This is a genomic window from Pseudomonadota bacterium (genome assembly GCA_008501635.1).
GTDB lineage: Bacteria > Pseudomonadota > Gammaproteobacteria > QQUJ01 > QQUJ01 > QQUJ01.
In genome coordinates this window covers 64,676-77,151 of sequence record QQUJ01000030.1, presented here as the reverse complement: position 1 = coordinate 77,151, position 12,476 = coordinate 64,676, and the positions used below count along the sequence as shown (strand labels likewise).

General features: G+C 62.9%; 13 protein-coding genes and 3 tRNA genes. 12 read left to right on the top strand and 4 right to left on the bottom strand.

The annotated features are described in order from the left end of the window. Window positions 1–26 precede the first annotated feature (26 nt). Window positions 27–1,412: a DUF4147 domain-containing protein gene (locus DWQ09_17655; GenBank protein KAA3626057.1), complete on the top strand. Its 1,386-nt coding sequence runs from the start codon at window positions 27–29 to the stop codon at window positions 1,410–1,412. 123 nt (window positions 1,413–1,535) lie between these two features. Here DWQ09_17655 and DWQ09_17650 read toward each other — a convergent pair whose 3' ends face one another. Both DWQ09_17650 and DWQ09_17645 read right to left on the bottom strand, forming a co-directional pair. Then, window positions 1,536–2,306, bottom strand: coding sequence for a UDP-2,3-diacylglucosamine diphosphatase (locus DWQ09_17650; protein ID KAA3626056.1), 771 nt, complete (start codon window positions 2,304–2,306; stop codon window positions 1,536–1,538). Window positions 2,307–2,308: 2 nt separating this feature from the next. Further along, window positions 2,309–2,911: a peptidyl-prolyl cis-trans isomerase gene (locus DWQ09_17645; GenBank protein KAA3626055.1), complete on the bottom strand. Its 603-nt coding sequence runs from the start codon at window positions 2,909–2,911 to the stop codon at window positions 2,309–2,311. 158 nt (window positions 2,912–3,069) lie between these two features. Here DWQ09_17645 and DWQ09_17640 point away from each other — a divergent pair, with 158 nt between their 5' ends. Both DWQ09_17640 and DWQ09_17635 read left to right on the top strand, forming a co-directional pair. Next, window positions 3,070–4,503 carry a glutamate--tRNA ligase gene (locus DWQ09_17640; GenBank protein ID KAA3626224.1) on the top strand — a complete coding sequence of 478 codons (1,434 nt, stop codon included), beginning with the start codon at window positions 3,070–3,072 and terminating at the stop codon, window positions 4,501–4,503. A 7-nt stretch (window positions 4,504–4,510) separates the two neighbouring features. Next, window positions 4,511–5,953 (top strand): cysteine--tRNA ligase, encoded by a 1,443-nt coding sequence (locus tag DWQ09_17635; GenBank protein ID KAA3626223.1) that lies wholly within the window; start codon window positions 4,511–4,513, stop codon window positions 5,951–5,953. A 195-nt stretch (window positions 5,954–6,148) separates the two neighbouring features. On the opposite strand, the gene DWQ09_17630 is transcribed toward DWQ09_17635, so the two are convergent. Continuing rightward, window positions 6,149–7,009 carry a bifunctional methylenetetrahydrofolate dehydrogenase/methenyltetrahydrofolate cyclohydrolase FolD gene (locus DWQ09_17630; GenBank protein ID KAA3626054.1) on the bottom strand — a complete coding sequence of 287 codons (861 nt, stop codon included), beginning with the start codon at window positions 7,007–7,009 and terminating at the stop codon, window positions 6,149–6,151. A 204-nt stretch (window positions 7,010–7,213) separates the two neighbouring features. Here DWQ09_17630 and DWQ09_17625 point away from each other — a divergent pair. The 3 genes from DWQ09_17625 (at window position 7,214) to DWQ09_17615 (ending at window position 7,504) form a co-directional block, all read left to right on the top strand. Continuing rightward, window positions 7,214–7,290: transfer RNA gene (locus tag DWQ09_17625), tRNA-Pro, on the top strand. A 34-nt stretch (window positions 7,291–7,324) separates the two neighbouring features. After that, window positions 7,325–7,401: transfer RNA gene (locus tag DWQ09_17620), tRNA-Arg, on the top strand. A gap of 27 nt (window positions 7,402–7,428) precedes the next feature. Beyond that, window positions 7,429–7,504: transfer RNA gene (locus DWQ09_17615), tRNA-His, on the top strand. Window positions 7,505–7,763: 259 nt separating this feature from the next. On the opposite strand, the gene DWQ09_17610 is transcribed toward DWQ09_17615, so the two are convergent. Continuing rightward, window positions 7,764–8,066, bottom strand: coding sequence for a hypothetical protein (locus tag DWQ09_17610; GenBank protein ID KAA3626053.1), 303 nt, complete (start codon window positions 8,064–8,066; stop codon window positions 7,764–7,766). Here DWQ09_17610 and DWQ09_17605 point away from each other — a divergent pair. From DWQ09_17605 to DWQ09_17580, 6 genes are read left to right on the top strand one after another with little or no spacing between them, the layout of a single operon-like run. Then, window positions 8,065–8,958, top strand: a complete 894-nt coding sequence (locus DWQ09_17605; protein KAA3626052.1) for a hypothetical protein — start codon at window positions 8,065–8,067, stop codon at window positions 8,956–8,958. The two genes, DWQ09_17610 and DWQ09_17605, sit on opposite strands and share 2 nt — an antisense overlap. Then, on the top strand, window positions 8,955–10,013 hold the full coding sequence (locus tag DWQ09_17600; protein ID KAA3626051.1) for a 4Fe-4S binding protein: 1,059 nt from the start codon (window positions 8,955–8,957) through the stop codon (window positions 10,011–10,013). Before DWQ09_17605 ends, DWQ09_17600 begins: the two co-directional genes overlap by 4 nt. Window positions 10,014–10,017: 4 nt before the next feature. Beyond that, window positions 10,018–10,692 carry a sulfite exporter TauE/SafE family protein gene (locus tag DWQ09_17595; GenBank protein KAA3626050.1) on the top strand — a complete coding sequence of 225 codons (675 nt, stop codon included), beginning with the start codon at window positions 10,018–10,020 and terminating at the stop codon, window positions 10,690–10,692. Next, window positions 10,689–11,348: a MotA/TolQ/ExbB proton channel family protein gene (locus tag DWQ09_17590; GenBank protein ID KAA3626049.1), complete on the top strand. Its 660-nt coding sequence runs from the start codon at window positions 10,689–10,691 to the stop codon at window positions 11,346–11,348. Before DWQ09_17595 ends, DWQ09_17590 begins: the two co-directional genes overlap by 4 nt. Beyond that, on the top strand, window positions 11,338–11,739 hold the full coding sequence (locus tag DWQ09_17585; GenBank protein KAA3626048.1) for a biopolymer transporter ExbD: 402 nt from the start codon (window positions 11,338–11,340) through the stop codon (window positions 11,737–11,739). The genes DWQ09_17590 and DWQ09_17585 overlap by 11 nt, the downstream gene beginning before the upstream one ends. Further along, window positions 11,736–12,455, top strand: a complete 720-nt coding sequence (locus tag DWQ09_17580) for an energy transducer TonB (GenBank protein ID KAA3626047.1) — start codon at window positions 11,736–11,738, stop codon at window positions 12,453–12,455. The genes DWQ09_17585 and DWQ09_17580 overlap by 4 nt, the downstream gene beginning before the upstream one ends. Window positions 12,456–12,476: the final 21 nt, after the last annotated feature.

Genomic DNA, 12,476 nt, shown 5'->3' with positions numbered 1-12,476 from the left:
CAGCATGGCCGAGATCAATCAGCACGATGCTGGCAGCGGCGTCGTTTTGCGCGCGAACGTTTCGCGCAGAGAGGTCGCACAACCATTCATCACCGCCGACGGGCGGTTGGGTATCCTCGGGTCGCGGCATGTCTGAGCGGCAGGCAGCCGTCGCGGAGCTGCGGCACCACGCCCTCTCCATCTACGCGAACGCGCTCCGCCAGGTCGAGGGTCGCAAATGCACGGCGGAGGCGCTGCGCGCCGATAATCTGATGGCAAGTACCTATGTAGTCGCCATCGGCAAGGCAGCCGCGGCGATGACGCTGGGCGCGCGTGATGTGTTGGGCGACATGCTGGTCGCCGCGTTGGTCATCACCAAAACGGGGCATCGGGATCCGGCGTTGCACGGTGATGTGCGAATTACGCAACTGGAGGCTGAGCACCCAGTGCCGGGCGCGGGAAGTCTGGCGGCCGGCAAGGCGCTGCTCGAGTTCCTGGCCGCCGCCCCGGTGAACGCGCAGTTCCTGTTTCTGATCTCCGGCGGTGCATCGAGTCTGGTGGAAGTACTGCCTGCGGGTGTGGACCTGGCGAGCTACCAGCGCGTCAACCAGTGGTTGCTGGGCAGCGGCTGGGATATCCATCGCATGAATCGTGTACGGCGGCGCCTCTCCTGTATCAAAGGGGGGAGATTGGTTCGCTACCTGAAAGGGCGGGCCACACGATGCCTGTTGATCTCCGATGTCCCTGGTGATGACCCGGCAAGCATCGGCTCCGGTTTGCTGGTTACCACCCTGATGAGCTCTGAATCCGATAGCGATCTCCCGGATTGGCTGGGAGCGCTGATCAACGCCACCCGCCTTGATGAAGCGCCAGTGGCTACAGCGATTCCGATGCAGATCGTCGCCAGCAACGCGACTGCCCGTGAAGCAGCCGCACAAGCCGGCCAGGCCCTGGGGTACACGGTCTTCCAACACAATGCTTTGTTGGCCGGTCATACGGTGAACGAAGCACACGAGTGCGCCCAGTCGGTCCTTGAGGGCGCACCGGGGATATACCTGTGGGGAGGCGAAACCACTATCGAACTGCCCGAGAATCCTGGGCGCGGTGGGCGCAATCAAAGCTTTGGATTGGCGGCGGCGCAGGTGCTGGCCGGCAGCGAGTCGGTGGTGTTGCTCGCGGTGGGTACCGATGGCACCGACGGTCCAGGCGAGGAGGCAGGGGCGTTGGTGGACGGCGGGACCCTGGCGCGCGGCGCCGAGTACGGACTGGATGCCGACGATTGTCTCGACCGTGCCGACGCGGGGCGATTCCTGGCGGCGAGCGGCGACCTGATCCAGACCGGTCCCACCGGTACCAATGTGATGGATTTGGTGATTGCGGTGAAAGCGCCGGTCCGGGATCAGCCAATCACGCCCGGCCGCCCTGCAGAATAAACGGGGGATACCGGGCAGCGCGGCACGGGTGGTCTGTACCCTGGCGTTCTTCGCCTCTTCGCGGGCGCGATGGGTGTTCAAGACGCAACTCTCCGCCGAAGCGACGGGGCCGACGCCGGACTCTCAGTCCACCGGAGAGTGCGGCGTTACCGATGCCCGGTTACCAAAGGTCTCGAGTCGATTGCCGTTGGCGCCACACACCAGAACCTGCGCGGTGTCGTTCCAGTCACCCAGCACGATGCGTTGCGCCGATGTTCCATCCACTTCAAGACGATGGATGGCGGGGCGGTGGGTATGGCCGTGGATAAGCTGGTAGACACCGTGCGTGCGCAGCGCTTCGATCACCGCACCATTGTTGACATCCATGATCGCCTGCGGCTTGTCACGCGATCTGCGCCGACTTGCGGTGCGCAGTTCGCGAGCTGCCGCGCTGCGCTCTTGCAGCGACCGGGCGAGAAATCCGCTGCGCCACTCGGCGCCGCGCACCTGTTTGCGAAACGCCTGATACTCCCGATCGTCGGTGCATAGACTGTCGCCATGCAACAGCAGCGTCGGTGTCCCAAAAAGATCGATGACACTCGGTTCGGGCAGCAGGCGACAACGGCTCATCTCGGCGAATCGCTCGCCAATGAGAAAATCGCGGTTGCCGACCATCAGGAAAACCGGCACGCCGCGATCGGCAAGGCGGCGCAGCTGTTTGATCACCGTGCTGGCCAGGGGCGAATCGTCGTCATCGCCGATCCATACCTCAAAGAAATCACCCAGGATGTAGAGAGCGGCCGCCCGCATGGCGCGCTGGTTGAGAAACGCGTAGAACAGCTCCACCACTTCCGGTCGATCCTCATCCAGATGCAGATCGGAAATAAACAGTGTGGGGCGGTCGGCGACGTTCATCGTCACTGAGATTTGGCGGTCTCGATCAACAGGACCTTCTCCAGCACCACGTCGGTACGCGGCACATCACGCGGAAACGGGCCCTTGGACCCGGTGGGCACGCCGCCGATCTTCTTCACCACCTCCATGCCTTCCACGACGCGGCCGAACACCGCATAGCCCCAGCCGCTCGGGTCTGCACCGCCTTTGTAGTCCAGCGATGTGTTATCGCGCAGATTGATGTAGAACTGACTGGAGGCCGAATGGGGGTCACGGGTGCGGGCCATGGCAATGGTGCCGGTGCGGTTGCTCAGGCCGTTCCCGGACTCGTTGGGGATCGGGTCGCGCTGGGGTATGGCCTCAAGCGATGGGTGAAAACCGCCGCCCTGAATCACGAAGCCATCGATCACCCGGTGAAAGATGGTGCCGTCGTACCAACCCAATTGCAGATAGGTGAGAAAGTTGTTGACCGTCTGCGGCGCACGCCCGGGTTCCAGTTCGATGACGAGCTCGCCGAGGTTGGTGATCATGCGTATCCGGGGTTTAACGTCGGTTTGATCCGCCAGCAGGCCGGGAGTGACCGTCAGGGAGAGAACAAGAGTCAGGAATCGAGCAAAATGTTTCATGGCATCCATCGGTTATGGGTTTATGACGGGGCGCGAGGCCGTGACCCAAATGATAGACGTTTTCACTCACAGGGCGTAACCGGCCTCGTTGCGCAGGGGTGAATGGTGCGTCGAGTATCGTTTTGTCCAGCCTCGGCCTTTCCGGTAGTATGCGCGCGATGCACGACCAGCCCAGTGACAAACCTATCAAAACGCGATTTGCACCAAGCCCTACCGGCCGGTTGCACCTCGGCAATGTGCGCACCGCGCTATTCAACGCCCTCTACGCCGCCCAGCAGCGGGGTGTGTTCCTGTTGCGCATCGAAGATACCGATCACGCGCGCAGCGATGAACCCTATATCGCCGCCCTGGAGGAGGATCTACGCTGGCTCGGGCTCGATTGGCAGGAGGGGCCGGAAGCGGAGGCGCCCCATGCCCCCTATCGGCAATCCGAGCGCGATGCAGTCTACGCCGATTACTTCCATCGTCTGGAGGCGGCGGGACGCGTCTACCCCTGCTTCTGCACCGAGCGCGAGCTGAAACTGGAGCGCAAGGCACAACTCTCGGCCGGGCGGCCGCCGCGTTATTCGGGCCGCTGCGCGTGCATCGCCCCAGAGGAGGCCACACGGCGTCTGCAGGCGGGTGACGAGGCTACGCTGAGGTTTCGGGTGCCTGAGGGCGAAACCGTTGCCTTCGACGACCTGGTGCGCGGTGCGCAGGGCTTTGCCACCGCCGACATCGGGGATTTCATTGTCCGTCGTGCCTCGGGCAGCCCGGCCTTCTTTTTCAGCAACGCGGTCGACGATGCAGTGATGGGCGTCACCCACGTGCTGCGCGGTGAGGATCACCTGACCAATACCCCGCGTCAGATTCTGCTGCTCCAGGCCCTGGATCTGAACATCCCGGCCTACGGCCATATCTCCATGATCGTCGGTGACGATGGCGCGCCGCTCTCCAAGCGTCACGGCAGTTCGACGCTGGTGGATCTGCGCGAGCAGGGTTACCTTCCCGCCGCGATCAATGCCTATCTGGCGCGTCTCGGTCATCATTTTGAGGATGACGCACTGTTTGATTGGGATGAACTGGTCGCTGGATTCGATCTGCAACGTCTGGGAAAGGCCCCGGCGCGGTTCGATGAGGGGCAGTTGCGCCATTGGCAGCGGGTAGCGGTTGATCGCTGCGAAATAAGGGAACTGATGGACTGGCTTGGCCGCGACAACCTGAACCCGATTCCGCGCCACGACCGCGTCGAGTTTCTGGAAACGGTGCGGCCCAACATCCTGTTCACCGCCGATGTCCATTACTGGTCCGAAGTCGTCTACGGAGATCTACCACCCTTTAGCGACGCGGCGCAGGACGCGCTGCGTGAAGCGACCCCCGGCTTCTATACCAAAGCCGCCGCCGCGGCCGCCGCGGGACATAACGATCTGGCCGGGCTCAGCGCGGTGTTGAAAGAGCAACTGGGTGTCAAAGGCAGGGCGTTGTTCCATCCGCTGCGGGTTGCGCTCACGGGCGAGGCGGGCGGCCCGGAGCTTGGCCGCCTCATGGCGCTGATGCCCGAAGCCCTGAAGATTCTACGGCTCCGTGAAGCGGCCGCGGTATGCGGTGAATGAGGCCACCATGTTGAAGATCCACAACACGCTCACCCGCACCAAGGAGGTTTTCGCGCCGATCGAGCCGGGCAAGGTGCGCATCTACGTCTGCGGGATGACGGTCTACGACTACTGCCACCTCGGGCACGCGCGCGCCATGGTGGTCTTCGATGTAGTGGTGCGCTATCTGCGTCACATCGGCTACGACGTCACCTATGTGCGCAACATCACCGATATCGACGACAAGATCATTCAGCGCGCTGCGGAAAAGGGCGAGCCCTTCGAGCGTCTGACCGAGCGCTTCATCCGCGCCCTGCACGAGGACTCGGAGGCGCTCGGAATACTGCCGCCGGATCTCGAGCCGCGCGCCACCGGTTACCTCCCCGGGATCATTGCGATGATCGAGCGCTTGATCGCCAGGGGCCACGCCTATGCCGCCGACAACGGCGATGTCTATTACGACGTAAGCAGTTTCAAAGACTACGGCAAGCTGTCCGGCAAGCAGATCGAAGATCTGCGCGCCGGTGCACGGGTCGATGTGGGGGAGGCCAAGGACGATCCGCTCGATTTTACCCTGTGGAAATCCGCCAAACCGGGTGAGCCGAGTTGGCCTTCGCCCTGGGGCGAGGGGCGGCCGGGCTGGCACATCGAGTGCTCGGCCATGTCCACCGCGACGCTGGGGGATCATTTCGACATCCACGGCGGCGGCCAGGATCTGCAGTTCCCGCACCACGAGAACGAGATCGCCCAGTCCGAGGGCGCGACCGGCCACCCCTACGTCAACGTCTGGATGCACAACGGTTTCGTGCGCGTCAACGAGGAGAAGATGTCCAAGTCACTGGGCAATTTCTTCACCATTCGCGAGATCCTGGAGAAGTACCGCGCCGAGGAGATCCGCTACTTCATTCTCACCAGCCATTACCGCAGCCCGCTCAACTACTCCACCGAACAGCTTGACCACGCGCGTGCCGCACTGACGCGTTTCTATACCGCCTTGCGCGGCATCGACGCAGCCCCTGCGGCGGGTGATACCGACTTCCACGCACGCTTCACGGCGGCGATGGATGACGACTTCAACACCCCCGAGGCGCTGTCGGTGCTGTTCGATCTGGTGCGCGAGATCAACCGTTGTCGCGATGAGGCGCCCGCCGAAACGGCCCGGCTTGCCGGTGTTCTGGTTGAGTTAGGAGGGGTGCTTGGGGTGCTGCAGTGTGACCCCGACGCCTGGCTGAAAGGTGGCCCAGAGCGAACAGTTATGGTGGCGTCGCCAGGAAGGTATGAGGTCAAAGGTCATCCTGCAACTCTTACGTATCATATGTCCGAAAGCACAATCGAAGAATTAATAAAGCAACGCAACGACGCCCGAGCTGAGAAGAACTGGGGGCTGGCTGATCAAATACGTGATCAACTGTCAAAGGAGGGTATCGTTTTGGAAGATGGCCCACAGGGGACTACTTGGCGCCGAGAGTAACGGTAATCAACTCTCGCGCAAATCCTGCACTACCTGGGTGTTCTCGTAGGTTGGGTTAGCGCAGCGTAACCCAACGATTGGTGCCAGGATTCGGAAATGTCGGGTTACGCTGCGCTAACCCAACCTACATATGTTTAGTGTTCTGCCGCTGCCTCGAGGGAGGCAACGCGACGCGTCCATAGCCCTTGACCTGTCCTACATTTCGCACTCGCGCAGCTTCTGCGCGGCCAGCGTGTTCTGCAGCAACACCGCGATGGTCATGGGGCCGACACCGCCGGGCACCGGTGTGATCCAGGCCGCGCGCTCGCGGGCGGCGTCGAACTCCACGTCACCCACCAACCGCCCGTCTTCCAGGCGATTGATCCCCACGTCGATGACCACCGCCCCTTCGCGGATCCAATCCCCCTTCACTATTCCGGGTTTGCCGACACCCACCACCAGGATCTCGGCGCGCTTTACGTGTGCCGGCAGATCGCGGGTCATGCGGTGGCAGGTCGTGGTGGTGCAGCCGGCCAGCATCAGCTCCAGGGTCATGGGACGTCCGACAATGTTGGAGGCACCGACCACCACCGCCTCCTTACCCTTGAGTTCGATGCCGGTGCGTTGAAGCAGCTGAATGACGCCGTACGGCGTGCAGGGTCGCAGCTTGGGGATGCGCTGCATCAGGCGCCCGACGTTGTAGGGATGGAAGCCGTCCACGTCCTTGGCGGGATCGATGGCCTCGATGACCGCCTCCGAGTGGATGTGCGCCGGCAGGGGCAGTTGCACCAGGATGCCATCCACCTCGGGGTTGGCGTTGAGCTCGGCGATGCGCGCCAGCAACTCCTCCTGGGTGGTTTCCGCCGGAAGGTCGTAGGAGAAGGAGGCCACACCCACCTCTTCGCAGCCGCGGCGCTTGTTGCGCACATAGACCTGTGAGGCGGCGTCGCTGCCCACCAGGATCACCGCCAATCCGGGTGCCCGCTTGCCGCTGGCTACCCGCTGCGCGATTTCGCCCCGCAGTTGCTGGCGGATGCTGGCGGCAACACTCTTGCCGTCGATGAGCTGGGCGGTCATGGCGCTCCTCTTGCGGGTGATGCGGAAAGGCCCTGGATTCTCGCACGGTGCCCTTTGGGCGAACAAGGCGTTAAACTAGCAGCGTCGTGCAAGGCGCGGGGCCGCATCGTAATTGACTGCGCAGCGGGGCCTGCGTATTATCGCCCATCTTGCGCGGGATGGTCGGCCCGTTCAGGGCGATGCGAGTGGGCCACCATGTGTTTACGGGGTATAGCGCAGCCTGGTAGCGCGCCAGCTTTGGGAGCTGGATGTCGGGGGTTCAAATCCCTCTACCCCGACCAATATCCCGATGCGCGGCAGTGCGATTCAACCGATGCGCCCGTAGCTCAACCGGACAGAGCATCGGCCTTCTAAGCCGAGGGTTGCAGGTTCGAGTCCTGCCGGGCGTACCACTTCTGCCCGTGCAACTGGTTACAGTGGTGAACGTAGCTCAATAGGTAGAGCTCCGGATTGTGATTCCGGCGGTCGTGGGTTCGATTCCCATCGTTCACCCCAATCCCTAAAGAACAGCCCGGCTCGCGCCGGGCTGTTCTTTTTTCTTACCACCGGTTTCTCGGTTTTCACCAAGCGATCTTTGACGCATATCATGTGGTGTCGTCAAAACTGCGCCAAATCACCTGTTGTGAGTTAAATCTCCGATTATTCAAAAAGATACAAGACGCTAGTATTCCCCGCTGATCAAGACCACAGGCTGTTGTGAGAGCGACTGACGGGGAGTGAAAATGCGATCAGGTATCTCTACCCGTACGCCTTCTCAGGTGGACTCACCGTCTGTCTTATCTAAGGCACCGTTTGCCGCACTATTGAGATTCACCATGGAACCCGGCACCCCCCGTGGGGAGTCGATTCCCTTTAAGACCGCATCGATAACCCCTTCGACGAGTTCTACCACGACACCCAGTGCTGCCATGGCGACGGCAACGAGGATGGTAGTTATGGAGCCGAAGATCTTTCCAACGTCGTCAATGAGAGATGCACCTGAGCAGCCGGTCCGTTTCTTACGCGCTAAGTGAGTGCTGATAGAAATACGTTGCATTGCAAACTGGGGAGTAAGCATGAGAGATCATGCACGAAGCGTTTTTTTGGTGATGGTGCTATTCACGAATCCTGCAACAGCCGCTGCCGATCTGGTCTGGAGAGCGCCGGCAACGTTGAATCTACATCAGCACGGTCCGGCGCCAGAAGCTCCGCCGCCGGACTCATCGGTTACCGCCAAACGGAAGGGCGGCAATCAGAGCAGCCATGGCCGCCATCGCCGGCCGGAAACCTTGAACTTGCACGGGTCGGCAGGCGCGCAGCTTTCGATGTGGCGTTCCGATCTGCAACGTGTCGAACTGAAGGCTGACAACGATGCGCTGGTAGTGCGGCCCACCGGGGTCGACAACTATCACGCGGTCGTGGCGGAACGAACTCAGGGGAATCTGCACGAGTCGGCGATACGTTACCTCTATCTCAACGGCAAGCCTGCGGGGCGTTCGCCGGCAGAACTGGTGGCTATCGACAAGCTGCCGCTGGAAATCGTGCCCGCACCCCTGGTGCGCGAACATCAGCGCTATCTGTCGGATCGCATCGCGAATTACCAGCTCCATTATCGCGGGCAGCCGTTGGCCAACACACCGGTGCGCCTGGAAACGTCCAATGGCACACAAGCGGATCTGACGACGGATGGCGAGGGGCGCATCGAGCTGCGGTTACCCGAGGATTTCACCCATATCGAAATCGGCCGCCGCAACAACCCGCCGGCCGATTTCGTGCTCCGCGCCCGGCATACCGAGAACGGCAAAGAATACCGAACCAGCCTGAGCGCGCCGTACTACGTCAATCCCCAGCACTGGCAATCGAACAGTGCGGGGCTGGCCGCTGCGCTCTCCGGATTCGCGGTCGGCCTGGGCATCCTGGGGCTGACGCGCCGGCGGGAGGCAACACCAACGAAGGGGGTAACGTCATGAATCCGCTGTTTAACCTCTCGGTGATCCGCAAGTTGGTGCAGCTGGCAGCGTTCCTGTTCCTGGTCTATGGCTCGGCGGTGGTCGGGTTTTATCTGGCGGACAAGATCAGCGCGGCATTTCCAGCGCTGGCGTGTGCCTATGATCTGGAGACCGCCGACTACTGCGTGCTGATTCCGCTTCAGCATCAGATGGATCACCGGGTGGGTGCGGTTCTCGCTGCCGGCGGATCGGTGGTGGCAGCGTTCATGCCGACACTGCTCACGCTCGGTACCTTTCTGCTGTTTTTCGTTGTGCTCAACAAGGCGTTCTGCGGGTGGATCTGCCCGCTGGGGTTCTTCCAGGAGATGGTGACCCTGGTGGGTCAGAAGCTGGGCCTCGAGACGCAGGCGAGTCTGCCCGAGTCCACCGTGCAGCGGGTGCGGCCGGTGAAATGGCTGGTACTCGTGCTGCTGGTGTTCGTCTTTCCCTTGCTGGCGGGGTTTGGCGTGGTAGGTCGCGAGTTGGGCAGTCCCTATTGCAGCATCTGCCCGAGCCGTATTCTCACCACCCTGGCGAGCGGCGACACGTCGCAGCTGGTGGTCGATAACACCAGCGTGGGCTACGTGGTGCTGTCCGTCATCGGCACCTTCCTGTTCGGACTCATGGTGGCGCTGGCACTCAAGGTGCGCCAGCCCTTCTGCCGTATCTGTCCGATGCTCGCGCTGCACGCGGTGTTTCGCAAAATCGGACTGGTGCGGTTGGTCAAGAACGCCAAGCCACGCTGCAACAAATGTGGTCTCTGCGCCGTGGCCTGCCCGATGGATATCCGTGAGGTGCATACCGAGATGGAGTGCAAGGATGTGCTGTTCGCCGACTGCACGCTCTGCGGCCGCTGCGTCGAATTCTGTCCCGACAAGGACGTGCTTAGCCTCAAGTACGCCGTGATCCCGATCTTTCGCGCCGATCCCGGTTATTTCAAGCGGCGCAAGCAGGCGCAGAATCGTTGGGAACGGTTCAATCTTCTGAACCTGCTGCGCAACGGCAAACGGCGGCGCGCCGTTTCCGCGGAGGGTTGAGCCGATGGAGCCGCTTGCACTCAGCCTGCCGGCCGTTCTGGTGATGGGACTGGCCTTCGGTGCAGGCCCCTGCAACGTCACGTGCCTGCCGTTCCTCGGACCGGTGCTGCTGATGAATGAAGGCGGGATGCGCCGCAGTTGGCGCACGGTGACACCGTTTTTTCTCGGCCGCTTGGTGGGCTATACGCTGTTGGCGGCGGTGGCCGGCGCCGCCGGAAAAGTGCTCAGCGAGGCGCTTATCGGCGAACCGGGGCGTGCCGCGTTGGGCGGTGCAACGATGATCGTCGGGGTGCTCGTGGTGTGGCGCAGCCGGCGCGCTAGAACCGACTGCGCCAAACCGTCCGTATCGCGGGGCAAGCCGCGTGCCGGACAGCGCGGTCTGCCCCTGGGACTCTTCGGCATGGGGGTGGGGATGGCGTTGAATCCCTGCATGCCGCTTGGCACCGTGCTGGTCGCCGCAGCGGCGACGGCGGAGGCCGCCTCCGGTGCGGCGCTGGGTTTTGCCTTCGGCGTCGGTGCGGTACTGATTCCCCTGGTGCTGTTCGGGACCCTCATCGCTTATCTGGGCGCGGAGATTCGCAGCCATCTGCAGCATTGGAAGACGGCCCTCGAAGGGGGAGCGGGTGCGCTGCTCATCCTGCTGGGCATAGTGACGGCTATCGGCTGGGTGCAGCCATGAGCCTGGAAGCGCTGTTCGCCAAAGGCGGGATAGTCGTCTGGATTCTGGCGGCCTACTCCTGCATTGCGCTGGCGCTGATCATCGAGCGTCTGCTGCAACTGGCATCGATGCGCAGACCTCCACGCCGGTTCGAGCGCGATCTGCTGGCGGCGTTGAACGAGGGCAGGGCGGGCGAGTTGCTGGAGCGTTTGGCGGGGCCCGAAGTTGCCGTGGTGCGCGGTATCGTGCAGGCGGCGGAGGCGGGGGTGAAGAACCTGACCCTGGTGGCGATACGACTCGGCTCCGAGCAGCAGCAACGCATGGAGCGGGGATTCCGCACGCTGGCCATTCTGGGCAATACCGCACCGCTGCTCGGTCTGTTCGGCACCATACTCGGGCTGATCAAGGCCTTCATGGTCATCGAACAGGCCGGCGGGCGCGTCGATGCCCAGGCGCTGGCGGGGGGGATCTGGGAGGCGATGGTCACCACCGGAGTGGGGCTCGCCGTTTCGATACCCGTGCTGCTGGCGCTGCACCTGCTGGAGGGCATTGCGGATCGGCGTGCGCAATCGATGCGCGGCTATGCCTCTCTGATCATCGAGCAGTTCCCGCAGGCTGTCGTACCCGAGGATGAAGCAGCGGTGCATCACCGCGAGGGCGTGATCCGTGCAGTTTGAAGGGCGGCGGCGAACGAGCCTGGTGCCCAATCTGACGCCGCTGATCGATGTGGTGTTTCTGATGCTGGTCTTTTTCATGCTGACCTCGCATTTCGTGCGCGAGGAGTCGTTGCAGATCGATCTGCCCGCGGCCGAGAGCGGGATGGCGCTTGAAGAGGAGGAGGTGCTCGAGGTGGTGGTGGATGAGCAGAACCGCTTGCGGGTGCGCAACCACTTCGTCGAAGCGAAGGAGTTGGAAACAGTCATTCGCAACGCGCTCAGCGGCAACGCGGAACGCAAGGTGCGGTTGCGGGGAGATCGGCGCGCCACGCTCGACGTCACCGTGCAGGTGTTGGACGCGGCCCGCAGGGCGGGTGCGCTGGGCGTCGATGTCGTGACCGAGGAACCATGATCCAGCGCGACACGGGTATCTGGGGCGTTGCCCTGACCGCTTCATTGCTGCTTCATGGCGGTCTGCTGCTGCAGAAATCGACACTGATCAGCGCCACACAGGGACGCGAGGCGGTGCAGGCCGGCGCCACCAGACTGACCTTTCGCACCCAGCCCCGGCCGGTGCCTCCCCCGCCCGCGGCCGAACCGGTGCCGCAACCCGTCAGGGAGGTGCGCAAATCGCCGCCTCCCCAACCGCAATCCCCAAAACCTCAACCGAAGCCAAAACCCCGGCCCAAACCCGAGCCGGTGGCGAAATCGAAGCCGCGCCCTGTACCCCGGCCTGCTGAGCCGCCACCCCCGCCGCAGAAGTCTGTTGCGGCCGGGAAGCCGACCGGCGTGCCGGTTGCGGCAGCCGTTCAGCCTCAGGGTGATTCCGCCTTGGTCGAACAGGCGCGTCAGACCTACCTCGGCCTGCTGATCGCCCATATCGAGCAACACAAACACTACCCCAATGCAGCCCGGCGCCGACGCCTGGGTGGCGTGGTCGAGGTCAGCTTCAACCTGCATCGCGGCGGCTCTATCGAGGCGTTGCGGGTGAACGGGCAGGCGTCACATCCGATACTGGCGCAGGCCGCCGAACAGACCGTCAAAAACGCCCTGCCGATGCCAGCGGTGCCCGCCGAGGTCGAAAGCCCGATGCCGATCCGCTTCGGCATGGAGTTTTCATTGCGCTGACAGGCCCAAGCCGGGATTGGC